Annotated in this window: 26 protein-coding genes; 11 read left to right on the top strand and 15 right to left on the bottom strand. The window is 66.0% G+C overall.

Features of this window, described 5'->3' with window-relative positions:
• Window positions 1–160: 160 nt before the first annotated feature.
• Entirely contained in the window at window positions 161–3,280 is a 3,120-nt protein-coding gene (locus tag KXV01_RS17720; protein ID WP_263467990.1) for a discoidin domain-containing protein, read from the top strand.
• A gap of 79 nt (window positions 3,281–3,359) precedes the next feature.
• Here KXV01_RS17720 and KXV01_RS17715 read toward each other — a convergent pair whose 3' ends face one another.
• The 9 genes from KXV01_RS17715 to KXV01_RS17670 form a co-directional block, all read right to left on the bottom strand.
• Window positions 3,360–4,334: an ABC transporter substrate-binding protein gene (locus KXV01_RS17715; protein WP_111096170.1), complete on the bottom strand. Its 975-nt coding sequence runs from the start codon at window positions 4,332–4,334 to the stop codon at window positions 3,360–3,362.
• 16 nt (window positions 4,335–4,350) lie between these two features.
• Window positions 4,351–6,096 (bottom strand): amino acid ABC transporter permease/ATP-binding protein, encoded by a 1,746-nt coding sequence (locus tag KXV01_RS20045; RefSeq protein WP_111096169.1) that lies wholly within the window; start codon window positions 6,094–6,096, stop codon window positions 4,351–4,353.
• Window positions 6,093–6,644, bottom strand: a complete 552-nt coding sequence (locus KXV01_RS17700) for a GNAT family N-acetyltransferase (protein WP_111096168.1) — start codon at window positions 6,642–6,644, stop codon at window positions 6,093–6,095. Before KXV01_RS17700 ends, KXV01_RS20045 begins: the two co-directional genes overlap by 4 nt.
• Window positions 6,641–7,861, bottom strand: coding sequence for a M20 aminoacylase family protein (locus tag KXV01_RS17695; protein WP_263467989.1), 1,221 nt, complete (start codon window positions 7,859–7,861; stop codon window positions 6,641–6,643). Before KXV01_RS17695 ends, KXV01_RS17700 begins: the two co-directional genes overlap by 4 nt.
• Window positions 7,862–7,865: 4 nt before the next feature.
• On the bottom strand, window positions 7,866–9,209 hold the full coding sequence (locus tag KXV01_RS17690) for an LLM class flavin-dependent oxidoreductase (RefSeq protein ID WP_263467988.1): 1,344 nt from the start codon (window positions 9,207–9,209) through the stop codon (window positions 7,866–7,868).
• Window positions 9,210–9,227: 18 nt separating this feature from the next.
• The gene (locus KXV01_RS17685) at window positions 9,228–10,205 is read right to left on the bottom strand and encodes an MsnO8 family LLM class oxidoreductase (protein WP_049439106.1); all 978 of its coding nucleotides are present in this window, start codon (window positions 10,203–10,205) and stop codon (window positions 9,228–9,230) included.
• A gap of 14 nt (window positions 10,206–10,219) precedes the next feature.
• Window positions 10,220–10,582 (bottom strand): DUF3088 family protein, encoded by a 363-nt coding sequence (locus tag KXV01_RS17680; protein ID WP_049413843.1) that lies wholly within the window; start codon window positions 10,580–10,582, stop codon window positions 10,220–10,222.
• 156 nt (window positions 10,583–10,738) lie between these two features.
• Entirely contained in the window at window positions 10,739–11,320 is a 582-nt protein-coding gene (gene msuE / locus KXV01_RS17675; RefSeq protein WP_263467987.1) for an FMN reductase, read from the bottom strand.
• A gap of 81 nt (window positions 11,321–11,401) precedes the next feature.
• Window positions 11,402–13,978, bottom strand: coding sequence for a TonB-dependent receptor (locus KXV01_RS17670; RefSeq protein WP_263467986.1), 2,577 nt, complete (start codon window positions 13,976–13,978; stop codon window positions 11,402–11,404).
• Window positions 13,979–14,315: 337 nt separating this feature from the next.
• Here KXV01_RS17670 and ftrA point away from each other — a divergent pair, with 337 nt between their 5' ends.
• The 3 genes from ftrA to KXV01_RS17655 all read left to right on the top strand — a co-directional run bounded on the left by ftrA (window position 14,316) and on the right by KXV01_RS17655 (window position 16,421).
• A complete protein-coding gene (gene ftrA / locus KXV01_RS17665; protein ID WP_263467985.1) occupies window positions 14,316–15,317 on the top strand; it encodes a transcriptional regulator FtrA in 1,002 nt (333 codons plus the stop codon).
• A gap of 94 nt (window positions 15,318–15,411) precedes the next feature.
• Entirely contained in the window at window positions 15,412–15,846 is a 435-nt protein-coding gene (locus KXV01_RS17660; RefSeq protein WP_049438695.1) for a BLUF domain-containing protein, read from the top strand.
• A gap of 107 nt (window positions 15,847–15,953) precedes the next feature.
• A complete protein-coding gene (locus KXV01_RS17655) occupies window positions 15,954–16,421 on the top strand; it encodes a chemotaxis protein CheW (protein WP_263467984.1) in 468 nt (155 codons plus the stop codon).
• An 11-nt stretch (window positions 16,422–16,432) separates the two neighbouring features.
• On the opposite strand, the gene KXV01_RS17650 is transcribed toward KXV01_RS17655, so the two are convergent.
• On the bottom strand, window positions 16,433–16,933 hold the full coding sequence (locus tag KXV01_RS17650; protein WP_111096161.1) for a hypothetical protein: 501 nt from the start codon (window positions 16,931–16,933) through the stop codon (window positions 16,433–16,435).
• 92 nt (window positions 16,934–17,025) lie between these two features.
• Window positions 17,026–17,613: a TetR/AcrR family transcriptional regulator gene (locus KXV01_RS17645; protein ID WP_111096160.1), complete on the bottom strand. Its 588-nt coding sequence runs from the start codon at window positions 17,611–17,613 to the stop codon at window positions 17,026–17,028.
• A 233-nt stretch (window positions 17,614–17,846) separates the two neighbouring features.
• Between KXV01_RS17645 and KXV01_RS17640 the strand changes: the two genes are divergently transcribed.
• The 6 genes from KXV01_RS17640 to KXV01_RS17615 all read left to right on the top strand — a co-directional run bounded on the left by KXV01_RS17640 (window position 17,847) and on the right by KXV01_RS17615 (window position 21,458).
• Window positions 17,847–18,302, top strand: coding sequence for an SRPBCC domain-containing protein (locus KXV01_RS17640; protein ID WP_263467983.1), 456 nt, complete (start codon window positions 17,847–17,849; stop codon window positions 18,300–18,302).
• A gap of 11 nt (window positions 18,303–18,313) precedes the next feature.
• Window positions 18,314–18,628 (top strand): metalloregulator ArsR/SmtB family transcription factor, encoded by a 315-nt coding sequence (locus tag KXV01_RS17635; protein ID WP_010484635.1) that lies wholly within the window; start codon window positions 18,314–18,316, stop codon window positions 18,626–18,628.
• Window positions 18,629–18,630: 2 nt separating this feature from the next.
• Window positions 18,631–19,092: an SRPBCC family protein gene (locus tag KXV01_RS17630; protein WP_263467982.1), complete on the top strand. Its 462-nt coding sequence runs from the start codon at window positions 18,631–18,633 to the stop codon at window positions 19,090–19,092.
• 253 nt (window positions 19,093–19,345) lie between these two features.
• A complete protein-coding gene (locus KXV01_RS17625; protein WP_164284365.1) occupies window positions 19,346–19,975 on the top strand; it encodes a hypothetical protein in 630 nt (209 codons plus the stop codon).
• A 3-nt stretch (window positions 19,976–19,978) separates the two neighbouring features.
• Window positions 19,979–20,506: a hypothetical protein gene (locus KXV01_RS17620; protein ID WP_263467981.1), complete on the top strand. Its 528-nt coding sequence runs from the start codon at window positions 19,979–19,981 to the stop codon at window positions 20,504–20,506.
• A gap of 187 nt (window positions 20,507–20,693) precedes the next feature.
• Window positions 20,694–21,458 (top strand): hypothetical protein, encoded by a 765-nt coding sequence (locus KXV01_RS17615; protein ID WP_263467980.1) that lies wholly within the window; start codon window positions 20,694–20,696, stop codon window positions 21,456–21,458.
• Here the strand turns inward: KXV01_RS17615 and KXV01_RS17610 are convergent.
• The 4 genes from KXV01_RS17610 to KXV01_RS17595 form a co-directional block, all read right to left on the bottom strand.
• On the bottom strand, window positions 21,455–22,237 hold the full coding sequence (locus tag KXV01_RS17610; RefSeq protein WP_263467979.1) for a 3-hydroxybutyrate dehydrogenase: 783 nt from the start codon (window positions 22,235–22,237) through the stop codon (window positions 21,455–21,457). The two genes, KXV01_RS17615 and KXV01_RS17610, sit on opposite strands and share 4 nt — an antisense overlap.
• Before the next feature lie 83 nt (window positions 22,238–22,320).
• A complete protein-coding gene (locus tag KXV01_RS17605; protein ID WP_263467978.1) occupies window positions 22,321–22,800 on the bottom strand; it encodes a hypothetical protein in 480 nt (159 codons plus the stop codon).
• Window positions 22,801–22,879: 79 nt separating this feature from the next.
• A complete protein-coding gene (locus KXV01_RS17600) occupies window positions 22,880–23,611 on the bottom strand; it encodes a hypothetical protein (protein WP_263467977.1) in 732 nt (243 codons plus the stop codon).
• A gap of 98 nt (window positions 23,612–23,709) precedes the next feature.
• The gene (locus KXV01_RS17595; protein WP_164284351.1) at window positions 23,710–24,549 is read right to left on the bottom strand and encodes a type 1 glutamine amidotransferase domain-containing protein; all 840 of its coding nucleotides are present in this window, start codon (window positions 24,547–24,549) and stop codon (window positions 23,710–23,712) included.
• A 97-nt stretch (window positions 24,550–24,646) separates the two neighbouring features.
• On the opposite strand from KXV01_RS17595, the gene KXV01_RS17590 reads away from it, so the two are divergent.
• On the top strand, window positions 24,647–25,564 hold the full coding sequence (locus KXV01_RS17590) for a LysR family transcriptional regulator (protein ID WP_263467976.1): 918 nt from the start codon (window positions 24,647–24,649) through the stop codon (window positions 25,562–25,564).
• Window positions 25,565–25,595 lie beyond the last annotated feature (31 nt).

Raw genomic sequence — 25,595 nt, 5'->3', positions numbered from 1 at the left:
CGGGCGCTTGACCTGCCGGGAACCATGTAGAGCCGAGCCCTGCTCGGCTGCGTCGACCACAGAAACGGTCTGCGCCGCTGCAGTGCGTCATGTAACCGATTACATCCCTTGCTAGCGTAGCGCTCGCCCGGTTCCGGCCGAACCTGCGAGGCAGTCCGTAATGACGTTGCGCGCCGAACGCTCCAAGGTCTCCACCCTGCTTTTCCCGTTGCGCCCTGCCGCCGCCCTGCTGCTCGTCGCCCTGGCGTCCTCCGCGCAGGCCCAGACGCTCCCGCCGCGCAGCCAATGGCAGGCCAGCAGTTCCTCGCAGCAGGTACCGGCGATGGCGATCAGCCACCTGATCGACGGCGACCCGAAGACCGTCACCGGCGGTGCATTCAGTCCGGGCCACTGGTTCCAGATCGATCTGGGCGCGCCGGCGATGCTGGCGGGCGCACGGCTCACCTGGGATGTCTCCAACCCAGAGGGCTATTCACTGCAGACCTCGCTGGACGGCAGGCAGTGGCAGACCGCGTACACCATGGCCGATTCGCTGGGCGATGTGGAAACGCTGTACTTCGCGCCGCGGCAGGCGCGCTACCTGCGGCTGGCCAGCCCGCAGCGCACGTCCGACTGGGGCGTGTCGATCTTCGAGATGGAGCCTCTGGACAGCACGCTCAGCGCACGCCTCAGCGGTATCGATGCAGCGCAGGCGGCGGCGCTCTGGCAGGGCGGCGGCACCGTCGCGATTCCGGCCGGCAAAGGTGGATCCCATACGCTCGAGATCCTGCTGCCTCGCGCCCAGTCCACGGCCGGTCTGGCGGTCGACTGGGCCGATGGCGAGCGCGGCGCCGCCCGCTTGCAGGTGCAGGACGCACAGGGTCGCTGGCAGGACCTCGCACACGATGCACAGGCGGCCAATCATCGGCAGAGTTGGCTGGCTGCTGACACGGCACAACCTCTACGTGCTTTCCGCCTGAGCGTGGACGGCGCTGCGCCGCAGATCGCACGCCTGCGCCTGCTCGGTCCGAAAGCCGTGATGACGCCGATGAAGCGGTATCAGATCGTTGCCAGCGGCGCCCAGCGCGCGTTGTTCCCGGCCTCGCTGCAGATGCAGCAGACCTACTGGACGGCCGTGGGTGTGCATGCAGGACGACAGAAATCGATCTTCGACGAGTACGGCAACCTGGAAGCCTTCAAGGGCGCACCGCTGGTGCAGCCCGTCTGGCGCAGTGCTGATGGCCTGCCCGCCGGCGCCGCCGGGCAGGCCATGCAGCATGCCCTGCGCGACGGCTGGAAGCCGATGCCCTCCGCCACCTGGTCACCGCAACCCGGCCTGCAGCTGCGCAGTGAAGTATTCGCCATCGAGCGCGATGGCCAGCCGGTGACCTTCCTGCGGCATCGCCTGCAGAACACGGGAAGCACGAAGATCGAGGGCACGCTCAGCCTCGTGGTGCGCCCGATGCAGATGAATCCGCCGTGGCAGAACGGCGGGTTGTCCCCGATCCGCGAGGTGACCATCGATGGGCAGGCCCTGCGTATCAATGGCCGCACGCTGCTGCAGTCGCTCACGCCGGTGGCTGCGTCGGGCGCGGCGCCATTCGGCAAGGATGGCGCAACGGAGATCACTGCGACCCTCGCTGCCGGCCAGCTGCCTTCCACGCAACAGGCGCGCGACGACCAGGGGCTTGCCTCGGCTGCATTGAACTACCGCGTCTCGTTGGCGCCGGGAACCAGTGATGCCATCGTGGTCGCGTTCCCGTTGGGAACCGCCGCCGCCGATGCCAATGGCGTGCTGCCCGAAGCGCCTGCGCTGGATCTGACCACGCTGCCCCGCGATGCCAATGCGGCGTTTGATTCACTGGCCACGCAGGCGTCTGCGGACTGGCAGGCACGGCTGGGTCAGGTCGGCCTGCGCCTGCCCGATCCGTCGCTGGTGGACATGCTGCGCGCGCAGGCCGCCTATATGCTGATCAACCAGACCGGCCCGGCCATGCAGCCGGGGCCGCGCAACTACAACCGCTCCTTCATCCGCGACGGCATGGCCACCTCGGCGGTGCTGCTGCGGATGGGCGAAGCCGGCGTGGCGCGCGACTACCTGGCCTGGTACAGCGAACACGGCGTGCATGCCAACGGCCTGGTCTCACCGATCCTCAACGACGATGGCAGCGTCAACACCGGCTTTGGATCGGACATCGAGTACGACAGTCAGGGCCAGTACGTCGCGCTGGTGGCCGATGTCGCGCGCCTGGACGGCGGCCCCGAGTCTGTGCGTGGCTATCTGCCGAAAGTGAAAGCGGCGCTGCGCTTCCTGCAGGAGCTGCGCGAGCGCACGCTGGTGCCCGGTTACAAGGCTGACCAGCCTTCGCCGGAACGGTTCGCGGGCATTCTTGCGCCGTCGATCAGCCATGAGGGCTACCCCTCGCCCACCCACAGCTATTGGGATGACTATTGGGGCCTGAAGGGCTGGCACGACGGCGCGTGGCTGGCCGAGGCCCTGGGCGACCACCAGACCGCTGCCTGGGCGCGCGAGCAATACAAGCTGCTGTACGACGCACTGCATGCCTCGATCCGGGCGACGATGGCGTGGAAGGGCATCGACTTCATTCCGTCGTCGGCCGATCTTGGCGATGGTGACCCCACCGGCGTCTCGATTGCATTGGACCCGACCGGCGCGCAGAGCGTACTGCCGGCCGAGGCACTGCGGACCACCTTTGCGCGTTATCTGGAGGACGTGCGCAAGCGCAGCCAGCCCGGTGCGCTGTATGCGTACACACCGTACGAGATCCGCAACGTGCTGAGTTACGTACACCTGGGCCAGCCGCAGGTCGCCGATGAGCTGCTGCAGGGGCTGCTGCATGACCGGCGCCCGCTTCAGTGGCAGGTGCTGGCCGAGGTCGTGCACTCGCGCCTGCGCTTCCCGCGCTACCTGGGCGACATGCCGCACACCTGGATCGGCGCCGAATACGGCCGCACGCTGTTCGGCATGCTGATGCGCGAAGACGATGATGCGCTCTCGCTGCTGCCGGGCACGCCCCCCTCGTGGGTGGCGGGCGATGGATTGGCGGTGGAACGCCTGCCAACCGCGTATGGCACGTTGCAGATGCAGGCGCGGCAGCAGGACGGCACGCTATCGATCACGCTGGGCAAGGGCCTGCGCAGTGGGACGGCGGTGAAGGTCTGGTGGCCGGCGCGCACGATGCCGAAGACGGTGCGTGTGGATGGGCGCGACGTTACCGCGTTCGATGCGGAGGGCGTGCGGTTGTCGAAGCCGTTCAAGACGCTGGAAGCGCGTTGGTAGAGCAGCCGAGCATGGCGCGGCTTTACAGAAGGCAGACTCCGCCTGTAGATCCATGCCATGCGTGGATGCTCCTGTAGCATCAGAGCGTCGGCAGCCCCGGCGGATTGGTCTGCGACTGCGGCACCGCCTCCTCGGCCACGTTCCAGCGCTTCAGCGCCTGCGCGTACGTGCCGCTGCCGATCTGGGTGTTCAACGCCTGCGTCACCGCATCGGCCAGGCCGCTACCCTTGCGCGTGGTCACCGAGATCGCCGCAGCGTTCGGCCAGCCACCAGGGAACAGGCCGACGCGCCGCACCTTGCCATCGCGTGCCGAGTAGGCGCCGGTGGCATTGGGCTCGAACGAGACATCGGCGCGGCCAGTGATCACCGCCAAGCGGCCGACCACGGCGTCATCGAAGTACTGGTACTCCACCGGTTTCAGGCCGGCCGCAATGTTCTGCCGGTCCCACTGCCGCAGGATCTGATCCTGGTTGGTGCTGGCGCCCACCACCACCTTCAGCCCGGCCACATCAGCGGGTTTTTCGATCTTCTGGATGGGCCCATCGCTGCGCGTGTAGATGCCCAGAAGATCGTAGCGGTAGCTGGAGAAGTCGAACTTCTTCTTGCGCTCTTCGGTCACCGTCACGTTCGACAGCACCGCATCGTACTTGCCCGATTCCAGCCCCAGCGGCCAGTCCGCCCACGCGACCGGCACGATCACCAGGTTCAGGCCCAACGCATCGGCGATCAGCCGCGCGATGTCCGGCTCGATGCCGACCACGTCCTTGCTGTCGGTGCCGTAGTCGGCAAGCGGCAGCTGCCCCGGATGGGTGGCTACGGTAAACGCACCAGGGGTGACGAACTGATAACCGGCGGGGATCAACGCCTGCGCCTTCGGGTCGAACGTGCCCTTCAGGACGGCCGTGTTCGCGCTGGCCAGGCTGGTCGCGGCCACGGTGCCTGCATCCGGTGCCTGGCGCAGGCGCGAGTAGACAATGCCGGCAATGCCGATGACCAGCACCGCCACGATCAACAGGGTGCTGCGCGAGGGACGACGCGATGCTGCACGACTCATGGTGCTCCTTCCGGGGTTACAGGGTCCTGGCCAGGAAATCGGCCGTGCGTTGCTGGCGCGGCCGCTCTAATACGGCGTCGGGCGTGCCCTGCTCGATCACCCGCCCCTGGTCCATCATCACGACGTGGTCGGCCACGCGGCGGGCGAAGCTCAACTCATGGGTGACAATTACCAGCGTGGTGCCGGAGCGGGCCAGCTCCTCGATCACACTGAGCACTTCAGCCACCAGTTCCGGGTCCAGCGCAGAGGTGGGTTCGTCGAACAGCAGCACCTTCGGCTGCAGCGCCAGCGCGCGGGCAATCGCGATGCGCTGCTGCTGGCCACCGGACAGCTGGCGCGGGAACGCATCGGCCCTGTCGGCCAGACCGACCCGCTCCAGCAGCGTGCGCGCCTGTTGTTCGGCCTGCGCACGTGGCACGCCACGCACCGCGATCGGTGCCTCGATGATGTTCTCCAGCGCGGTCAGGTGCGGAAACAGATTGAAACCCTGGAACACCATGCCCACCTCGGCACGCCGACGGCGGATCTCACGCTCGGGCAGTTCGTACAGGGTGTCACCGTCACGGCGGTAGCCGATCAGCTGGCCGCCGACGGTCACGTAGCCGCTGTCGGCACGCTCCAGGTGGTTGATCAGCCGCAGCAGCGTGGACTTGCCGGCGCCCGATGGGCCGATCAACACCGTCACGCTGCCGGCGCGCAGGTCCAAATCCACATCCTCCAGCACCGGCTGGTCGCCAAACGCCTTGCTCACGCCATGCAGCGATAGCGCCGCGCCCTCGCCCGATTCGACCTGGGTGGCGATGCGCGGTCGGTGGATCAAGCGCGGCGCAGCATCGCTGTGCACGCGCAGCGGCGATGACACGCGCGATGCCGAGCGCTCGCGCTGCAGCTGGCCGCGCGCGAAGCGCTGCTCTACGCGCCGCTGCAGCAGTGAAAGTACGGTCAGGATCACCAGGTACCAGACCGTGGCCACCATCAGCAGCGGCACCACCTCCAGGTTGCGGCGGTAGATCACCTGCACGGTGTAGAACAGCTCCGGCAACGCCAGCACGTAGACCACCGAAGTGCTCTTGGCCAGGCCGATCACATCGTTGAACGCGGCCGGCAGGATCGAGCGCATCGCCTGCGGCAGGATGATGCGGCGCACCTGGCGGCCACGTGGCAGGCCCAGCGCGGCGGCGGCCTCGTACTGGCCGTGGTCAACCGACAGAATGCCGCCCCGGATCACTTCGGCCGAGAACGCGGCCTGGTTCAGGGTCAGGCCCAGCACCGCGGCAGTAAACACACCGATCAGCTGCGTGGTCGGGTACGAGAACAGGTTGATGCCGGTGAACGGCACGCCCAGCTCGATGGTGCTGTACAGGTAGCCCAGGTTGTTCAGCAGCAGCAACAGCACCAGCAGCGGGATCGAGCGGAACAGCCACACGTAGCCCCACGACACCGCCGACAGCAGCGGCGAACCGGAGACGCGGGCCAACGCCAGCAAGGTGCCCAGCGCGAAACCGAGGCCAGTGCCGAGCGCGGTCAGCAACAGCGTACGGCCCAGTCCCTCAAGCACTGGGCGCGCGAAGAACCATTCGGCAAAAGTGCCCCAGCCCCAACGCGGATTTCCAAGGACTGATTGAAGGCCGATCAGGATCAGCGCGAGCGCCAGCACCGTACCAACCCCCTGCAGTGGATGCCGGGCCGGCACGATCTTCAATTCGGGCGCTGGCGCAGGACGCGCAGTGATTCCCTCAAGCGCAGACGACGGTGTACTCATGCATGGGCCCCGTGCAGCACGGCCTGCGACGGAGAAAGCACTGGCGCGGGTTGCCCAAGGTGCTTCTCGAAGGGCAAGTGCGCGACGGCTTCCGGATCGGCATCCAGATCGAACAGCGCGGTGTAGCCGTGGCTGAGGTACAGGCCGACAGCTTCGGGCTGGCGGAAGCCGGTGGTCAGGAACACGCGCCGATAGCCCTGGCGTGCCGCCTGCTCTTCCAGTTCCTGAAGCACGCGCCGCGCGATGCCCTGGCGGCGCACCCCCGGCAGCGTCCAGATGCGCTTGAATTCGGCGGTGTCGGGATCGCGGTGCGGCATGAAGGCACCGCCAGAGATCGCCACACCTTCGCGCAGCAGCAGCACAAACGCCCCTACCGGCGCGGCAAATGCCTGCGCCGGGTAGCGCTGCAGTTCCTCGCGGGCGCTGCCGCCGATGCGTCGGCGCACATCGGCGTAGCGACTGTCGTATTCCCGCTCCAGGCCATCGAACAGCGGCCGCGCCAGCGGGTCATCGACCGAGGTATAGAGGAAGCGTTCGTCGTGGCTCATGTCGCGTCCTTCACCAGGTAGTCTTCGGCCAGCCGCGCCCACAGGCTGGCGGCGGGTGCGATTGCGGCGTCGTTGAACACATAGCGCGGGCTGTGCAACGGTGCGCTGTCGCCGTTGCCGACGAACACGAAGCTGCCGGGCCGCGCCTGCAGCAGGAAGGCAAAGTCCTCGCTGGCCGTGCGCGGCGCAAATCCGGGCACGACCTGTGCGGCACCAAAACCCCGTACAGCCAACCCGCGGATGTAGGCGGTCTGCTGCGGGTGATTGATCACACTGGGAAAGCCGCGCGGGAATTCGACCTCGGCGCGCGCGCCGAACGCGGCGGCGGTCTGCTCGGCAAGTTCAGTGACCCGCCGCCGCAGCGTGTCGCGCACTTCCGGCAGATAGGCGCGCACGGTCAGCTTCAGCTCGACCACGTCCGGAATCACGTTGGCGGCCTGCCCGCCGTGAATCGAGCCAACCGTAACCACGCCCATCTGCCGCGGGTCGACATTGCGCGACACCACACTCTGCAACGCGGTGACGATATGCGCCGCCGCCAGGATCGGGTCGACACTCCCCTGTGGCTCGGCACCATGCCCGCCCTTGCCGATCACCCTCAGCCGCGCCCAGTCCACCGACGCCATCGCCGGGCCATCGACAAAGCCGAAGTGACCCACCGGCACGCCCGGCCAGTTATGCAGCCCATAGATCGCATCCACCGGGAAGCGCTCGAACAGGCCGTCGGCAATCATCTTCGATGCGCCCGAACCCGTCTCCTCTGCAGGCTGGAATACCAGCTGCAAGGTGCCGTCGATATTGCCGTGATGGGCCAGGTAATGCGCGGCGGACAACAGGATGGCGGTGTGACCATCATGGCCGCAGGCATGCATCAGGCCGTCGGTCTGGCTGGCGTAGGCCAGGCCCGAGTCCTCGTGGATCGGCAGGGCATCGATGTCCGCACGCAGCCCCAGCCGACGGCTGCCCTGCCCACGCTGCAACGTGCCGACCACGCCGGTGCCGCCGAGACCGGTGGTCACCTCATAGCCCCACTGCTGCAGCAACTCGGCCACGCGGGCGCTGGTGCGATGCTCCTCGAAGGCCAGCTCCGGGTGCCGGTGCAGATCATGGCGAATCGCGATAGCGGCCTCGGCGCGTGCCGCGATCTCCGGCAATATGCCGCTGGTTGGGGAAGTCCGCCCGCCGTGGCCCGGCGCTACCGCGGTTTCTCCGCTCATCGCCTTATCCTGCCTTCCGTGCCGGTTCGGCATCGGTCGCATAGCGGCTGGCCTTGTACGGCAGACCCAGATGCCCGCGCAGGGTCTGTCCTTCCAGCTCGCGCTGGTGGTAGCCGCGCGCCTGCAGGATCGGCAGTACCTGGGTCACGAAATCGTCCAGGCCCTCGCGCTGCGCGGCAAAGCCCAGGATGAAGCCGTCGCTGGCACCAGCATCGAACCAGCGGATCAACTCATCGGCCACGTGCTCCGGCGTACCGATGAAGTCCGGTCGCGGGCTCACCGCCTCCAATGCCACCTGGCGCAGGCTCAGCCCCTTTTCTCGCGCATCCTGCTTGATGCGATCGGTGGTGGAACGGAACGAGTTGCTGCCGATTCCACCCAGCTCCGGGAAGGCAGCATCCGGGTCGTACTGGCTGAAATCATGGTGGTCGAAGAAGCGGCCGAGATAGGCCAGCGCATCCTCCAGCGTGGCCAGCGCGGCAATCGCCTGGTACTTGGCTTCAGCCTCCTCGGCGGTACGGCCGACGATGGGGCCGATGCCCGGGAAGATCTTCACGTCGTTGCCGCTCCGGCCATGCGCGATCGCCGAGTTCTTCACCTTCTGGGTGAACGCGCGGGTTTCTTCCAGCGACGGCGAATGGGTGAACACCGCATCGGCGTACTTGCCGGCCAGCGCGATGCCATCGTCGGACGAACCGGCCTGGAAGATCACCGGTTGGCCCTGTGGCGAACGCTGGATGTTGAGCGGCCCTTCCACCTGGAAGAAGCGACCTTTGTGGTCGAGCCGACGGAACTTTTCCGGCGCCAAGAAGGAACCGCTGTCGCGCTCGCGCACGAAGGCGTCGTCATCCCAGGAATCCCACAGCCCCTGCACCACCTCCAGATACTCGTCGGCGATCTGGTAGCGCAGCGCATGCTCCGGATGGGGGCGGCCGTAGTTGCGGCCGGAACCTTCCAGTGGCGAGGTCACCACGTTCCAGCCGGCGCGGCCGCCGCTGAGCAGGTCCAGCGAGGCGAACTGGCGGGCCACTGTGAACGGATCGCTGTAGGACGTCGACAGCGTACCGGCCAGGCCGATCTTCTTCGTCGCCGTGGCCAACGCCGACAGCAGCGAGATCGGCTCGAACCGGTTGAGGAAGTGCGGGATCGACTTCTCGTTGATGTACAGGCCGTCGGCCACGAAGCCGAAGGCGATGCCGTTGTCCTCGGCGGTGCGCGCGATGTCGATGTAGAACTGCAGGTTGACGCTGGCATCAGCCGGATTGGACGGATGCTTCCAGGCATGCATGTGGCTACCGGGACCCTGCAGCATGATGCCGAACGGAATGTGGCGGGGGGTCGTGCTCATGGGAATCGCTCCTGCAGGTCAGGCCACCGCCGCGCGCGGCGCGGGCGACAGCAGTTCGAGGGATGTCAGGCGTGCGTCGAGGTCGGCCACCGGCGCGTCGAGAATGAACTCGCCTACGCCGAAACGCCGGTGCAGCGCGTCCAGTTCGCCGCGTACGTGCTGCGCATCACCGGACAGCACGCTGGGGCGCGTTTCCTCGATGCGGAAGTCGGCCACGCCCACCTGGCGCGCATACTCGGCAGCCGCCTCGGGGCTGGGCAGGTTCACCGCCTGCCCGGGACCAAGGTGCAGCTTGTAGACGCGCAGCGCACCGATATGCCGCGCAGCCGCTTCGGCCGTAGGTGCGGCGAAGGCCACCGTGGCCAGCAGCGGGGGCTGCGTAGCGGCACTGCGATAGGCATCGAACGCGGCCTCGATGTGCTTCGGCTCGCCATCGAAGTGCGCGGCATACACGAAGCGCCAGCCCAGTTCGGCTGCTTGCTTCGCGCTCTGTGGGCTGGCACCGAGCAGGAAGCGCTCCGGCGCCTGCTGTGGAATCGGGCGCGCCAGCGCGTCGGATGCGGCATCGGACAGATAGCCCTCCAGGTCGCGCAGCTGCTGGTCGAAATCGGCGAACGCCGGGCGCCCCGCCGCCAGCGCGGCGGTCGATGCCGGCAGGCCACCGGGCGCCTTGCCCACGCCCAGATCCACGCGCCCCGGCGCCAACGCCGCCAGCAGGTTGAAGTTCTCTGCAACCTTGTACGGCGCATAGTGGCGCAGCATCACCCCGCCACTGCCGATGCGGATGCGCCGGGTCTGCGCCAGCACCCAGGCCGCCAGCACTTCCGGCGCCGGGCTGGCAAGCGCCGGAGCGGCATGATGCTCGGCGAACCAGTACCGGTGATAGCCCAGCTGCTCGGCGCGCTGCGCCAACTGCAGGCTGTTGCGCAGCGCCTGCTCTGGCGAGGCGCCTTCGGCCACCGGGCTCTTGTCCAGGACGCTGATCAGATAGCTCATGGTCGTGTCCTCGCTCAGGGATGGGCCACGGGGATGCCAAGCAATCCGTTCAGCGCCGCCAGGATCGGCTCGGCACCGGAAACGTACTGGCGATCCTGGTGGGCACCACTGGCCAGCGCGCTGTGCACGCCCTGCGGCAGCACCAGCTTCGGCAGCGACTGGTCCTGCTCGCCAATCTCCGCGATCACCTCGCGACGTGGTCGTGCGAAGCCGATGCGACGTACGTCCAGCTGCGCGTCGAGGCCGTCGATGCTCGACAGCGCCCCTTCCAGCAGCAGGCTGTGCCGGCAGAAGAAGCGCTGGCCAGGAATCTGGCCATCCTCGAACTCGCGGTCGAGCAGGAACAGGATGGGTTTGCTTGCTGCGTCGAGCGTCATTGGGGGGTCCTCATCTGGGCCGGCAATGCGGTGCCGCTTCGATTTCGATGCTAGGGATGCCGGTGCTTGCGGTGGCGGTGCCAGGCGACAATCGGCGGTCAGATCCGGCCACGCAGATGCGCCTTGGCGATAAGCAAAGCGCCGCCGGTTATGGCATCAGGCGATGCGTCGCAGCGGCGCAGGTGCTGCCAGCGCCTGCGTAGCCAGATGCCCGGCCGCCCGCTCGGTCGCCAGCGCGATGCGGGCCTGCAACGCTGCACTGTTGATGTGCTCGCCATCGAAGTCAGCCGGTGTGGCATACACCCCGATCGGCAGCGTGTGGGCCTGCAGGAAACTGAACAATGGCCGCAACTGGTGGTCGATCACCAGTGCATGACGCTCGCTGCCACCGGTCGCCGCCAGCAGCACCGGTGTATCCACCAGCGCCTCCAGCTCGATGAAGTCGACCAGGTGCTTGAACAGCCCTGGGTACGAACCGCGATGCACCGGCGCGGCCACCACCAGCAGTTCGGCGGTCTCGATGGTCTGCAGCGCCTGTTCCACCGCCGGCTCCACTTCACTGCGCGACAGCGACTGCCCCACTGAGCGCGCGATCGGCGCCAGCTCCACCCGCTCCACGCTGGCGTGCACCCGCTGCTGCAGCGACGCCAACAGATGCCGCACCAGCAGCAACGTGCGCGACGTCGCCGAGCTGGTCGGTGACCCCACCACTGCAACCACCCTCAATGCAGAAGACATGAACTGCTCCTCGATGATGGCGGACCCTGTCCGGCCGCCTTTCGCGTTTTGTAGAGCCGAGTCATGCTCGGCTGCTCCACATCAGAACCGGTAATTGATCCGCCCGTACCAGAACGTCCCGATCCGGCTCAGCACGTCGCCCGAATCCCACGTCGTGTCGATGCTGGCCACATCGGTAGCACTGCGCGCGTACTCCGGCACCCTGCGGGTGCGCTTGTCGAACACGTTGTTGATGCCCAGCGCCGCGCTCCAGCCCGCACCCAGTTCCACGCCACCGGACAGGTTGGTCACCAGCACCGGCGGCTGCTTGTACTCCACGCCGTTGTTCAGGCGCTTGATCGGGCCGTAGTAGGTGAAGTCGACATTCGAGCGCCAGCGCCCGTTCTGCCAGCCCAGCCCGGCCACCTGCGTATAGCGGGGCGTGCGGAAGCGCAACGCGTACTCGCTGCTCTTGGTCAACAGGTTGATGTTGGGCAGCCCCTGCAGCGCCGCCGGAATATCACTGACCTTCCGGATCGTGGTGCGGCCGACGTTGGCCGCGTAGCTCCAGCGCAGCTTGCCCCACGCCGTTTCCTGGTTCGCTTCCAGGGTCAGCTCGACACCGCGGGTGCGGGTATTGCCAACATTGGTGAAGTAGCTGGCGTAGAACGCATCCCCCGGCAGGATGCTGATGCCGGCCGAACCCAGCAGCGCATCGATGGTGTTCTTCTGCGCCGCAGTCAGCACCGTGCCGCTGTTGTCGGTGATGCGCGCTGGATCCTGCGCGTTGTAGCCGACCTGGCTGGACTGGCCGAGCTGGCCACGGATGTCGATCTGGTACGCATCCACGGCCAGGTGGAACGCCGGGCTCGGATCCCAGGTCACGCCCAGGCTGTAGTTGGTGGCCTTTTCCGGCTTCAGCGGTGTGGCACCCAACGCAATCGCCGCCGGCGAAGACACCTGCGCCACCAGCGTGGTCCCGCACGGGCAGCTGCCGGTGGCCTGGTAGAACTGCGCGCCCAGGCTGGGGGCATGGAAGCCGTTGCTGACCGTGGCGCGCACACCCAGCGCGTCAGTGAAGTCGAAGCGCGTGGTCAGGCGACCGGTGGAAACGCTGCCGAAGTCCGAATGGTCTTCCCAGCGCGCGGCGGCATCCAGGTACCAGCGCGAGGTGATGTTGGTGGCCGCACCCACGTACACTGCCTTGCTGTTGCGGGTAGCCTTCACCGCATCGGCAGTCGAATAGCCGACGAAGGCGGCGGCACCGAAGCCGGTGTACGACTCCCACTGCCCTGCCCCGCGCTCGTACTGTTCATGCTGGTACTCGGCGCCGGCGCTCACTTCCAGCGGCGAAGCGAATGCCGCCACCTCGAAGCCACGTCGCAGGTCCAGGTTGGCGATGCCCTGCTGGTAGTCCAGCTTGCCATCATAGAAATCGGTGGGCGAACCGGGGTACGGCAGCGAGTAGTTCACCGAATTGCGGGTATACGTGCGCACCGTGCTGCGGTTGCCGGTCAGGCTGGCGTCGTAGTCCCAACCTACGATCTGGCCTTTCACACCTGCAGTACCTGTGTACTGCTTCTCCTTGGTTTCCAGCACCGGCAGGAAGCCATCGGGAAACACGCTCAGCACACCCGGCGCCTTGTAGGTGGTGAAAATGGTCGCCGGCAGGCGGAAGTTCTGGATCGCCTGCGCGGTGCGATCACTGGCGGTGGCATTGGCGTAGAACTGCGCGCTGTCGCCCAGGCCATGGCCCACGTTCACCGCAAACGCCTTCAACGCATACGATGGCGAACTGAGGATGGTGTTGGCCTCGGCATCGCGGCTGGCCTCGGCCGGGTTCGGCGATGCGCCGGCCGGCAACCGGTTGTTCGGACGCAGTGCGACCAGGTTACCGTTGGCATCCACCGCCGGATAGCTCAGGTAGCCATCGATGTAACGGCGGGTACGGATCGCGTGGTGCTGCCGCGTGGTCTCGCCAGACAGGTTGACGAAGCCATCGGCGCCCCACGGCAGGCCCACGTTGGCACGCACGCTGGTGCGCGAGCCATCGCCATCAATGCTCTGCCCGCTTTCCACGGCGAGCTCGCCACCGTGCGCCTGCGACTTCAGGATCACGTTGACCACGCCGGTGATCGCGTCCGAACCATAGATGGCCGACGCGCCATCGCGCAGCACTTCCACATGGTCAATGGCCGAGACCGGAATCAGCGCCAGGTCGGCCCAGGCATGGCCCGGGAAGCCGCCGCCGTTGGCACCGCTCACATAGGCACTGGCATTGCGGCGCTTGCCGTTCACCAGCACCAGCGTGTAACCCGGCGACAGATTGCGCAGCTGGTAGCCACGGATCAGGCTCTCCTGGTCGCTCTGGTAGCCACCGATCTGGCTCAGCGACGGCAGGCTGCGCTGCAATGCTTCCAGCAGGTTGCCCTGGCCGGTTGCAGCAAGATCCTCTGCGGAAATCACATCGATCGGCGTGGAGCTGTTCTTCACCGTGCGCGTGCTGGTGCGCGATCCGGTAACGACCACCGCATCCAGCGTGGACGCGGCCACGTTGGCTGTCGCGGCGGTGGCAGCGGGATCGGCATCGGCTTCAGCCGCGTGGCCAGGCGATGCGGCCAGAACGGAGGCGATCAGGACGGCGAGAGTGTTCAGCACAGGGGCATGGGCAGCAGGCATGGGGGCTCGTGGGAGTGGGCCGGAAACACGCTTCCATTCAAGGGCCTGTTCACCCGCGGCAACAGGCGGGATCGCGTCACCCTGCCGTAACATCCGGCCACCCACATGACCGCTGGTAATGACGTTAGACGGCCGCAGCGGTGCGCTGCTGCCTGCAGGGCCGAGCCCACGCTCGGCTGCTCTTCGCGACGGCGTCAGATGCATCCCCCCGCCGGCACTGAGCCGAGCGTGGGCGCGGGTCTACAGGAAGGGAGCGACCGCTCCATATGCCTGCCCTGCATCACCTCATGCCCGCGCAGCACTCAGCGCCACGCACCGCCACCCGTAGCATCAAGCCATGCACAGCCCACCCGCCGATCCCAGCGCACCGCTCGTCGCCATCGTTGCCTGCCACGGCCAGGGGCTGTTCGAGTTCGGCTGCGCGGTTGGCCTGTTCGCGCCGGTGCGGCCGGAACTGGGCGTGGCCTGGTACCGCACCCAGCTGTGCGCAGGCGAGCCAGGCGCGCTGCGCATGCTCGGTAATGCGCAGGTGCAGCTGCCCTACGATCTCAGCACGGTCGATGACGCCGACATCATCGTCATCCCCGGCTGGCGTGAGCCCAGCGAACGCCCGCCACAGGCGCTGCTCGATGCACTCGTCCGTGCGCATGCCCGTGGCGCGCGCATCACCTCGATCTGCTCCGGCGCCTTCGTGCTGGCCTGGGCCGGGCTGCTCGATGGCCGCCAGGCCACCACGCACTGGCGCCTCACCGAAGCACTCTCACGCGACTTCCCGCGCATCGACGTCCGCGAGGATGTGCTGTACGTGGATACCGGCAGCATCATCACTTCGGCCGGCTCGGCCACCGGCATGGACATGATGCTGCACATGGTGCGCAAGGATTACGGCGCGCGCGTGGCCAACCTGGTTGCCGAACGGCTGGTGCTGGCGCCGTGGCGCGACGCCGGGCGCAGCCAGCGCGTCAGCCGTGCCATTCCCAACGGCGAGCCCACGCGGCTGGCGAAACTGATGGAATGGATGCGCCGCAACCTGCGCGAGCCGCACTCGCTCGGCAGCCTCGCCGAGCAGGCGGCCCTCAGCCAGCGCACCCTGCAGCGGCAGTTCCTGGAGGCCACCGGCCTTTCGCCGATCGACTGGCTGATCCGCGAGCGCGTTGCGTTCGCCCGCGAGCTGCTGGAAACCACTGATCGGCCGCTGCAGTGGATTGCCGAGCAGGCCGGCTTTGGTTCGCAGGAGTCGTTCCGCCGGCACTTCCGCGGCCAGGTCGACGCCAGTCCTGCCGAGTACCGCAACCAGCACCGCAGCGGTCTCGGTGCCGACCGCCTGGTGGGCTGTTGACCCGGTGCGCTGTGCCAGGCGTGGCGTGAGCAAAGCCTCACGACGGTGCGGGCTTGCGTGCGTATAGTGACGTGCGTCACAAGAAGCCCCTTCCATGCTCCATGCATTTGCTTACTCCAGCCGCATGTCGGCTGGGTTGTCCAATCAAGCCCTCCGCCAGATCATCTCGCAATCTGCCGCGTTCAATCGCCGGGTGGACATTACCGGTGCGCTGATCGTCGACGGACAGCGGTTTTTCCAATACATCGAAGGCCCGCCCGACGGCCTGGCGGCGGTCAGGCGCCGCATCCAGGACAGCCGTTCGCACGCCGCCATCGCCCCCGTGCTGGACATGGCAATCGGCGCACGCGCCGTACCCTACTGGGCGATGACCTGCATCGAGACCGGACAGATCGTGGTATCCGGCCTGGTGAATGCGCGCTGGGACGAGTTCGGCCACGCCATCCCGGGCATGGATCAGCTCGTCGGCCTGCTGCGTCCGCATTTTCCACGCGTCGGCACCGTCGGCGCGACACGCGCAAACGCCTGATACACACTGAACCGTCGCCTTGCACGCGCACGCCGACGCGGCCGCACGTTGCGTTCAGGCGTCATCATCCAGATCCCCCTTCCCATCGTCTTCGCCACGCCCATCGCATGCCCGTACCCGCCCACCCTGCAACGGAAACACGCGCATCGCCTGCCGACCTGTTCGAGATCATCGTCGTGCGTGCAGGCACCGTCCTGTTCGCCATCGACATCCAGGCTGCGGTCGAGATTCGCGGTCCGGAGAGATTCGGCCCTGCAGACCACCATGGCAGACCGACCCTGGAGGTCCGTGGGCAACCGTTACCCGTCGTCGACCTGCGCCGCATGACCGGCCAACCGGCATTCGAGGGTGGCAGCCCGGCCATGCTGTTGATCAACGCCGGCACCGCAACACTGGCGCTGGCCGTGGACGAAGTGCTGGAGATCGAGGCACCCGACGCGACCGCACGCGTCCCCGAGCGTGCCGCAGGCCGATCGTTCGGCTTCTGCAGCCGGCACATTCGACTTGACCCGGCGCGCTCGGCTGCACTGATCGAACCGGTGGCACTGCTGGGCGCACTTGCGACGCAGGGGTGACCGGCGGCGTCTCAGGATCGTCCTGCCAAGCCACGGTTTCGCAGCCTCCAGCACTGCGCGGCATAGCCGATCACAAACGCTACCGCCAATCCCAGCAGCGTGTGCAGCACCACCGGGGCCATCGGCGCCGCCGCAATCGGGTGCGTGGCCGGCAGGCGGGTCAGCGTTTCATTGACGCCCGGCACCAGCGACAGCAGGAAGCTGAACGACAGTGCGAAGGTCGACAGGTAACGCGCGGCGCGCCCCAGCCAGCGCAGCCGAGCGGCCAGCACGCCGCCGAATGCCACCAGCAGCACGACCACCCCGAACGCGTGGCCCGGATTGAGCCCCCCGGTGCTGGAGACCGTGAACGAGGTGGCCACCGACAGTACCAGTCCGGCCAGGTACAGCTTGCCCGCGCGCGTGGCGGGATCGATTGCGCGGTGGCGGATGAAGGCATACAGGCCGCTCAACACCGGGATCAGGCTGACAGCGGTATGGATCACGCCAAGCGTGGACAGAGGGTGCGACATGGGAATATCTCCGGAACAGTATGAACCTACTAGTAGGTAGGCATTGGACTCAAAAAGAAGGCCCGCGTCGCCGCAGGCCCACCACACATCGCTCAGGTCGCCGCGCTCACCCGCGCGATGGCCAGCCGTGCCAGCGCAGCGAAGGTCGCCGCGTCACCGAAACCGCGCGCGGCCAGCATCGCGCCATGCACCGATGACATGAAGGCCTTGGCCTCGTCCGCCGCTGAACCCTGCAGGCGCAACTGGCCTTGCGCCGCGCCCTTCTCCAGCGTCACCGTCAGCCATCCGCTCAGATCCTCGAAATGCCCGCGCACTTCATCGGCAATCTCCGCAGGAATCATCGGCGCCTCGGCTGCCAGCATCGCGCAGATGCAGAACGAAGACGTCCCCCCGGCAATACAGCTGGACCAGTACTCCACATACGCGTTGAGTTCCTGCAGCGGGTCGTCGAGCTGGCGATCCAGCAGCGCCAGGCCCTCGCGCGCCTCGGCCCGGTACAGCTCAACCACCGTGCGCACCAGGTCCGCCTTGCTGGGGAAGTGGTGATGGATGCTGGCCTTGCTGACGTTCACCCGCGCCGACACGTCGGCGTAGCTGAAGCCGTTGTAGCCACCGGCTTCCAGCAGCGCACGGGCGTGGGCCAGGATCTCCTGGGCCTTGGGCGAGAGCGACTCTTTCATGTCGCCAACCTACTAGTAGGTTGGCCCACTGTCAACTCCCCGCTGCGAGCTCAGCAGCATCTGGTAGTGCCGGCCGCTGGCCGGCAACTGCACGCCCCTGACTCCACCGGGATGTCGGCCAGCGGTCGGCACTACCAAACCCGGGCATTCGTGGCTGGATTTGCCATGCAGGTATTTGCCTGCATATAGTCCATCCAAGGGCGGCGCCTGCCTGCCCATGCGAGGAACCTGCAATGGTGGATATCGCACACCGGGTCGGCATCAAGGCCCCCGCAAGCCAGGTGTATCAAGCACTGGCCACCCCCGAAGGCGTCGCCGCCTGGTGGGCAGAAGACGCTCACGGCGACCGCAACGTCGGCGGCACCGTCAAGGTGCGTTTCACCAACAACGGCCAGGAAATCGGCGCCATGGACATGAAGCTGGAACAGCTCATTCCCGGCGAGCGCGTGCTCTGGCAGTTCCTCGCCGGTCCTGCCGAATGGATCGGTACCCACGTGCGCTTCGCGCTGAAACAGGAAGGCGACTACTGCATCGTGCTGTTCACCCACGAAGGCTGGAAGGAACGCGTCGAGTTCACCTCCCACTGCAGCACCAAGTGGGCGGTGTTCCTGATGAGCCTGAAGGCACTGCTGGAGACCGGCAAGGGCCAGCCCAACCCGCACGACATCAGGATCGACAACTGGAACTGAAGACGTCCCGCATGAATGCAGACAAGGTGTTCAAGGCCCTGGCCGACCCTACGCGCAGGACGCTGCTGGACCTGCTCTGCGCAGACAACGGCCAGACCCTGGGCCAGCTGTGCGAACACCTGGACATGGCCCGGCAATCGGTCACCCAGCACCTGGGCCTGCTGGAAGACGCCAACCTGATCAGCACCGTACGCCGTGGCCGCGAGAAGCTGCACTTCATCAACCCGGTGCCGCTGCATGAAGTCTACGAACGCTGGGTACGCAAGTTCGAGCAGCAGCGCCTGAGCCTGCTGCATGACCTGAAACGCGAACTGGAAGGAGAATGACGATGTCCGCAGAGTCCACCCGCTTCATCCACGTGATCTACATCGCCTCCACCCCACAGAAGGTGTTCGAGGCCATCACCCGCCCCGAGATCGCCAGTCGCTACTGGGGCCATGAGAACGTCTCTGACTGGAAACCGGGCTCGCGCTGGCAGCACGTGCGCGCCAACGAAACGCGCTCGGTCGAACTGGTCGGCGACGTGGTGGAAAGCACCCCGCCCTCGCGCCTGGTCATCACCTGGGCCGCCGCCTCGCAGGCCGACCACCCGGATGCCTACAGCCGCGTCACCTTCGACATCGTGCCCTACCAGGACATGGTGCGGCTGACGGTTACCCACGACGAGCTTGAACCCGGCAGTGGCATGGACACCGGCATCCGCCAGGGCTGGCCGATCGTGCTGTCCAGCCTGAAGTCGTTGCTGGAGACCGGCAAGGGATTGGATGTGTTTGCGAAGCCGCAAGGGTAGTGGTGGTGCCAGCTGTGCACTAGCACCACCTTGGGAAAGCTCGATACAAGGTGGCATGCTGCAGACGAGCCAGTATGCCAAGCAATCAGATTGACCTTTGCGATCACCCACCGCTTCGACGCATGCTGCAGCCACATAGGAAAACCCCTACGCGCAAGTGAGAACCAATGCGCAGCCGCTCACCCTCGAATTATCGATACTGATTGCGCACATGCAGTGCACATCCGAATCAATCATCGAGCGCGGAGGCGACATGAAGTCGGCAGCTTTTCTTGTAGTTGTCATTCTAGGAATGTGTTCCCAAGAAGCTAGATCCCAGGTGCCACCAGTCAATACGGGCCTAGGCGACTGCATAGATTTCATCATCTACGCATCTCCCACATTGACGGGACAGGTCAACTCAACAACCTATTCGTTTGCATATTCCTCGAGCTCCTACCTCGACAAGGAAAACGGAGTGGTGTACGTACAGAACTTCACCTGCAACCCGCAAAGCCCGGACCTCCCTGGTATCTATTCGCGCGTTTCTCAAGTTAGCCATGAGATGGGGCATGTAAACTTCGACGCCAGCTTCCCCCTAGGAACGCGAGAAGACTATATTGAAAAGGCATGCACCAACGAAGGCCGAGCCGTCCTCAATAACGCCACCGCACGAAGCGAGATACTAAACACAAGCGAAGGATATTCAGACATCGGCTTGGCAGCAGCGAATCCAGGCGCACTACTTACACTTATCAACGCAGGCGGACAGAACCTAGACAAGCGCGTTGGTGATTTGTTTTGCGACACAAATGTCACCTCTACAACCGGTGTCAATTACAAAGTCCACTGGGGAAATGTGTATGATGAGCTGTACGGACCCGAAGATGAAGAGGAGCAGTAATCGATGAAATTTCTCACGAGTGCTCTAGTACTTTCATTCGTAACGCTCTCCTCCGGCGTCTCGGCCTCCGAACCCAAGGCAAGCCCAGACGCGCAGCAGAAGTTCTGGGCATTAACAGAAAGAATTGCCGTTGCACTTCCGGGTGATGGGCGAGATCTGCAGAAGCTTATCCCCCCTTCCGTTGCACGCATGGATGTCTCCGGATCAAAGACCAGACAAGAACAGCGCGCCGTAATTGGCCCGTCACTGTTTGCCGATGACCTCGCAATTGTGATGGGCAAGGACAATCGTGCCGATTCTGTTTCATTCGATCTCTCAGGCAGCTGCATACCCTTCTCCTCGGTCCGCAAGCGGTACCCCAGTATTCTGGTGATAAATCACGCTGCGAGTGATCTCGAATGGAATACGCTCGGAACCCAAGTTGGAGATTCAGTTATTGCTTTCTGGTTCAAGGGCACGAAGTTTGGCTGCATGCGCAGAGTTGAAATCACCCCTGCTGCTACCACATTGTCACGACTCAACGTGGACTAAGAGCGGGCCTCAGGATCGCCTGCGATCCTGAGGCTTGTCGCTTCCCGCGGCGAACAACCATGACTTGGCCGATGTACCAGCGCCGGCTGAACGCCGCCCCCATGCTCACCCTCGCCAAATCCGGTTCCGACTGCACTCCGACACCGCCTGCCACAGCATTACCGGCAGGCTTCCCGGGCGACGTTCGATGCGTGCTTCAGACGCAGATTCCCTGCATAGCAAAGTGGCGGCGGTCACCCTCGGCTTCTGGGTGATGAAGATCGCCGCCACCACCCTCGGCGAGACCGCGGGCGACCTGCTGTCAATGACGCTCAACCTGGGCTACGTGGCCAGCTCGGCCATCCTGCTGACGATCTTCGCCAGCCTGCTGGGCGTGCAGCTGTCGGCACGGCGCTTCCACCCGATGCTGTTCTGGTCGGTGGTGCTGGCCACCAGCACGGCCGGCACCACCCTGTCGGGCCTGATCGACCGCACGCTCGGCCTGGGCTACGCCACCGGCGCCTGCCTGCTGGCCGGTTGCCTGGCGCTGGTGCTGCTGGCCTGGCGCATGTCGGAGAAGTCGATCTCGGTCAGCAACATCGCATCGCGCCGCGCCGAAGGCTTCTACTGGACCGCCGTGCTGTTCTCCAACACGCTCGGCACCGCGCTGGGCGACTTCCTCGCCGACGATTCGGGGCTGGGCTTCACCGGTGGCGCGCTGCTGATCGGCAGCCTCATCGCGCTCACCGCACTGGCCAGTCGCATCACGGGCATCAACCGGGTTATCCTGTTCTGGATCGCCTTCGTACTCACCCGCCCGTTCGGCGCCACCTTCGGCGACCTGCTCACCAAGCCGCTGGAAAAGGGCGGCCTGGGCTTCGGCACGGTAGGCTCGTCGCTGGTGCTGTTCACCATTCTCGCCACGCTGGTGGCGCTGCCGATGATGCAGCGTAAGGCGCAGCCAGCCAACTAGCGCGCCGTCCAGCCTCCATCCACCGGCAGCGCCGTGCCGGTGATCTGTGCCGCCGCGTCCGAAGCCAGGAACACCACCATCTCGCCCAGTTGCTGGGGCGTCACGAACTGCAGCGAAGGCTGCTTCTCGGCCAGCAGCGCGCGGGCGGCGGACTCCTGATCCGTGCCTTCCTTCTCCGCCAACGCGGTGATCTGCTGCTCGACCAGCGCCGTCCGCACCCAGCCCGGGCAGATCGCGTTTGCGGTGATGCCGGTGCCCGCATTCTCAAGCGCGGTCACCTTGGTGAAGCCGACCACGCCATGCTTGGCCGCCACATAGGCCGACTTGTTCACCGAGCCCACCAGGCCGTGTACCGACGCAATGTTGATGATGCGGCCGGCGCCCTGCTGCTTCATGTGCGGCAACGCCGCCGCCGTTGCATGGAACACCGCCGAGAGATTCAGCGCCAGGATCGCATCCCACTTCTCGACCGGAAATTCCTCAATCGACGCCGTGTGCTGGATGCCTGCGTTATTTACCAGGATGTCGATGCGCCCCATCGTTGCAACGGCGCGATCGATCATCCCGCGCACCGCCTCGCCACGGGAAAGGTCGGCGCCGTCATGCGCCACCCGCACGCCGAACTCGGTTTCCAGGCCGGTACGGATGCGTTCGATCTCCGCCGCATCGCCGAAGCCGTTCAGCACGATGTCGGCGCCCTGCCGCGCCAGCGCCATGGCAATGCCTAGACCGATACCACTGGTGGAGCCGGTGACCACCGCAACCTTTCCAGAGAACATGGGCGAGCATCCATTGGGTATAGGCCGCCAGTGTACCTACACGGGCCAACTCCCTTTAACTGGCGCCGCATGTCGGCCCACCGTTAGAAGCGGATGCCCGCCCGATCAACGGTCGCCAGCGGATTGGCCTTCCGCACGGCCTCAAGGAACAGCAGGAAATCCCGATTGAACAGCGTCAGGTTGTTGGTGAACGTCACGCACTTTCTGCCCGATGCTTTGCTGAAGCACACCTGCCAGACATAGCGCCCGCAGATCTTGTCGGAGGTGCGAGTGACTGAGGTGATCTGCGAAAGCGGAACCCCCGTGGGCACCGGCCCACGCCGTAGGTAAAAGGAAGCCGCATCAAAGAAGTAGTGCTCCCGATCCTCTTTCCCATCCACCATCACCAAGGTCATGGACCTGCCGGAAATCCGGCGCGGGGGATGCAAATGCAGCCCCGATTTCACGGACGAGCGAGCAGTTGCCGACATTCGCCGAAGGGTGAACCAGAGGATCACCAACGGAGGGGCCGCGAGGACAATGAAACCTACAGTCTTCAAAACAGTTTCCAGCGTGCTGGGCACACAGATCTCCAGGATGAACTTTCAGGCGATACCCAAGTAGATCCACGTCACGCGTGGATGGCTCTCCCCCAACGCCCTTTCACTTCCAGTGATCCGGCCCCAGGAACGGCAGGCTCAACACAAACACCGGAACCGCCACAGGGATCAGCGCCGCGCCGAGCACCTTGCCCGCCGCCGAACCCACACCCGGCTTGTCCTCCCTCTCCGGCAGGATCCGCTGCGCCCGCGCATTGATCGGCTGTGCCAGCTTCCCCTTCTCCGCCAGTGCCGCAGCATCCGGCAACTGCACCTGCTCGCCGTCGCCCTCGAACAGCGCACTGTAATAGCTGCCGCCCTTCCTTGAAAGATTGCAGGCGCGATCAAACGCCAGCGCGTAACGGGTCCGGTCCATCGGCAGGTAGTAGCGCGCCCGCTCCTCCACGGCCTTGGCCTCACGCGGGGCGACCTCAATCCGCTCCAGCTTGAACTGCGCGGCCTGTTCCGGCGTCACCTGCTCCGGCCGCAGCAGCAGCGCATAGCTGCCGTGCACCTTGGCCTTGTTGGCCGGGTCGCGCCAATCCTCATGGAAGTACATCTGCGCGCAGGCCAGCGCCTCGCGCAGCGGGCTGTCCATCAGCGCCCGGTACTCGCGGAACGGTGCAGCATTGAAGCGCATCGGCTCGTCATAGCGCGGCAGCAGGTACAACTGGCCGTCGTCGGCCACGAACGCACTGGTGATCTCGCGGCTTGAAACGTGCTCCTCCGGGCCACTGGCACAGCCAGACAGCAGGCCAAGGCACAGGGCGGAGAGAATGAAGAAGGACGTTCGCATGTCGTGTTCGAGGGCTTCCCTAGAAAACCGGCCCCGCCCAGAAGGACGAGGCCAGTCCACCATGTTGCCACGGCACCGCACGCTATGCAGAACCCGGCTTACTTCAGACGCTCCACCAACCGCTGCCCCACCTCCAGCGCCGACGCCGGGTTCTGCCCGGTAATCAGCTCGCGGTCCACCACCACATGTCCGGTCCACGGCGTGGTGTTGCTGCTGAACGTCGCACCTGCCCGCTGCAGCGCGGTCTGCGGGTAGAACTTCATCTCACCGCCGCCCAGCAGCGGCTTGGCCTGCGCTTCTTCCTGGTTGCTGATCACCGTCATCCGGTAGCCGCTGTAGATCCACTTCGGCGTGGCTGGCATCGCACCGGCTTCCAGCTTCGCCACGAAACCCGCCGCATCCGGCAGCGTGGACAGCAGCGCGATCGGCCCGTGGCAGACCAGCGCGGTGGTCTTGTTGCGCTGGTGGAAGTCGGCCAGCAACCGGCCCAGCGCCGGGCTCTTCAGCAGGTCCTGCATCGGCGCGTGGCCACCGGGAATGTAGACCGCATCGAAACGCCCATAGCCCTGTTGCTCGATGCGCGCCAAGCTGACCACCGGCGAGACCGTCGGCGAGGTCAGCGCCAGTTTCTCCAGCAGGTCCTTGTGCAGCGTCAGCTGCGCGGCGTCGTTGCCGAAGTACGCCGGCGTCACCGAGGACGCATCCACCGTCGGCGCCCGGCCCTGCGGCGTGGCGAAGGTCACCTCGTGGCCCGCGTCCAGCAGCAGCTTGACCGGCTGCATCAGCTCGTTGAGATAGAAGCCGGTGGACAGCACCTTGCCGTCCTTCAGGTCCAGGTGGTTTTCGTCGGACAGCACCACCAGCACGTTGGCGGCCTGCGCGCCGCTCGCGGCCAGGGTCAGGGCCAGCGCTGCGGCCAGCCGGGTCATCAGGTTCATGGGGTAGCTCCTATCGGGGAATGGCCGCCACTTTATTCATCGCCCCAGCGGCGATAAATTGGCCCCACCGCAAAACATCTGTTCCCCGGAGAGCCAAATGAGCCGCAAGTTCGACTACCTGGGCGATGTGGAGGTGTTCCTGGCGGTGGTCGAGCACGGCTCGTTCACGGCCGGCGCGGTGGCGCTGTCCACCACGCCCTCGGTGCTGAGCCGCGCGGTCACCCGCCTGGAAGCGCGGCTGGGCCGGCAGCTGCTGCAGCGGACCACCCGCCGCGTGGGCCTGACCGACGCCGGGCGGCTCTACCTGGAGCAGGTGCGCACCGCCTTCGGCCTGCTGGATGACGCCGAGCGCGACGTACTGGCCCAGGACGGCGCGCTGGCCGGCCGCGTGCGCCTGAGCGTGCCCACCACCTATGGCCACTACCGGCTGCCGCCCGTGCTGGCGCGCTTTGCGCAGCAGTACCCGCAGGTACAAGTGGAACTGAACATCACCAACCGCAACGTGGACCTGGTGGCTGAAGGCTTCGACCTGGCCATCCGCCTGGGCCAGCTGCCGGACAGTGGGCTGGTGGGGCGGAAGCTGGAGGATGCGCCACTGCTGCTGGTGGCCGCGCCGGACTACCTGCAACGCCGTGGCACGCCGCAGACGCTGGACGACCTGCAGCAGCACCTGTGCCTGCCGTTCGTGATGCCGCGCACCGGGCGGCTCGCGCCGTGGATCTTCCGCGACGGCGGGCGTGACGTGGACTGGCTGCCGCGTTCGTCCATCGAGACTTCCGACGATGTGCTGGGCGTGGTGTCGCTGGCCGAACAAGGGATCGGCATCTGCCAGAGCTATGAGTTCATCGTGCGCGAGCGACTGCAGCGCGGGCAGCTGGTGGAAGTGCTGCCGCAGCTGCGAGGGCGGTCAAGGCCGTTCTCGGTGATCTATGCGCCGCATCGGCGGCAGTCTGCGGCGGCCCGGGCGATGATTGAGTTGTTGGTGGGGAATGCGGCTGAGGATGGGGTCGGTTGAAGCTGCAAGGTTCGCTGGAGGTGTCGGGTTT

Origin of the sequence: Stenotrophomonas sp. Ps181, from assembly GCF_025697425.1 — a bacterium.
GTDB lineage: Bacteria > Pseudomonadota > Gammaproteobacteria > Xanthomonadales > Xanthomonadaceae > Stenotrophomonas > Stenotrophomonas sepilia.
This window is presented reverse-complemented; position numbering and strand designations above follow the sequence as displayed.

Bases quoted from the DNA above. Each gene is read 5' to 3' on its own strand.
- KXV01_RS17695 (WP_263467989.1), bottom strand. From the start codon at position 7,861: ATGAGCGGAGAAACCGCGGTAGCGCCGGGCCACGGCGGGCGGACTTCC.
- KXV01_RS17600 (WP_263467977.1), bottom strand. From the start codon at position 23,611: ATGCGAACGTCCTTCTTCATTCTCTCCGCCCTGTGCCTTGGCCTGCTG.
- KXV01_RS17685 (WP_049439106.1), bottom strand. From the start codon at position 10,205: ATGAGCTATCTGATCAGCGTCCTGGACAAGAGCCCGGTGGCCGAAGGC.
- KXV01_RS17595 (WP_164284351.1), bottom strand. From the start codon at position 24,549: ATGAACCTGATGACCCGGCTGGCCGCAGCGCTGGCCCTGACCCTGGCC.
- ftrA (WP_263467985.1), top strand. From the start codon at position 14,316: ATGCACAGCCCACCCGCCGATCCCAGCGCACCGCTCGTCGCCATCGTT.
- KXV01_RS17660 (WP_049438695.1), top strand. From the start codon at position 15,412: ATGCTCCATGCATTTGCTTACTCCAGCCGCATGTCGGCTGGGTTGTCC.
- KXV01_RS17620 (WP_263467981.1), top strand. From the start codon at position 19,979: ATGAAATTTCTCACGAGTGCTCTAGTACTTTCATTCGTAACGCTCTCC.
- KXV01_RS17630 (WP_263467982.1), top strand. From the start codon at position 18,631: ATGTCCGCAGAGTCCACCCGCTTCATCCACGTGATCTACATCGCCTCC.
- KXV01_RS17680 (WP_049413843.1), bottom strand. From the start codon at position 10,582: ATGACGCTCGACGCAGCAAGCAAACCCATCCTGTTCCTGCTCGACCGC.
- KXV01_RS17640 (WP_263467983.1), top strand. From the start codon at position 17,847: ATGGTGGATATCGCACACCGGGTCGGCATCAAGGCCCCCGCAAGCCAG.
- KXV01_RS17635 (WP_010484635.1), top strand. From the start codon at position 18,314: ATGAATGCAGACAAGGTGTTCAAGGCCCTGGCCGACCCTACGCGCAGG.
- KXV01_RS17690 (WP_263467988.1), bottom strand. From the start codon at position 9,209: ATGAGCACGACCCCCCGCCACATTCCGTTCGGCATCATGCTGCAGGGT.
- KXV01_RS17655 (WP_263467984.1), top strand. From the start codon at position 15,954: ATGCCCGTACCCGCCCACCCTGCAACGGAAACACGCGCATCGCCTGCC.
- msuE (WP_263467987.1), bottom strand. From the start codon at position 11,320: ATGTCTTCTGCATTGAGGGTGGTTGCAGTGGTGGGGTCACCGACCAGC.
- KXV01_RS17645 (WP_111096160.1), bottom strand. From the start codon at position 17,613: ATGAAAGAGTCGCTCTCGCCCAAGGCCCAGGAGATCCTGGCCCACGCC.
- KXV01_RS20045 (WP_111096169.1), bottom strand. From the start codon at position 6,096: ATGAGTACACCGTCGTCTGCGCTTGAGGGAATCACTGCGCGTCCTGCG.
- KXV01_RS17590 (WP_263467976.1), top strand. From the start codon at position 24,647: ATGAGCCGCAAGTTCGACTACCTGGGCGATGTGGAGGTGTTCCTGGCG.
- KXV01_RS17700 (WP_111096168.1), bottom strand. From the start codon at position 6,644: ATGAGCCACGACGAACGCTTCCTCTATACCTCGGTCGATGACCCGCTG.
- KXV01_RS17720 (WP_263467990.1), top strand. From the start codon at position 161: ATGACGTTGCGCGCCGAACGCTCCAAGGTCTCCACCCTGCTTTTCCCG.
- KXV01_RS17610 (WP_263467979.1), bottom strand. From the start codon at position 22,237: ATGTTCTCTGGAAAGGTTGCGGTGGTCACCGGCTCCACCAGTGGTATC.
- KXV01_RS17650 (WP_111096161.1), bottom strand. From the start codon at position 16,933: ATGTCGCACCCTCTGTCCACGCTTGGCGTGATCCATACCGCTGTCAGC.
- KXV01_RS17715 (WP_111096170.1), bottom strand. From the start codon at position 4,334: ATGAGTCGTGCAGCATCGCGTCGTCCCTCGCGCAGCACCCTGTTGATC.
- KXV01_RS17625 (WP_164284365.1), top strand. From the start codon at position 19,346: ATGAAGTCGGCAGCTTTTCTTGTAGTTGTCATTCTAGGAATGTGTTCC.
- KXV01_RS17615 (WP_263467980.1), top strand. From the start codon at position 20,694: ATGCGTGCTTCAGACGCAGATTCCCTGCATAGCAAAGTGGCGGCGGTC.
- KXV01_RS17670 (WP_263467986.1), bottom strand. From the start codon at position 13,978: ATGCCTGCTGCCCATGCCCCTGTGCTGAACACTCTCGCCGTCCTGATC.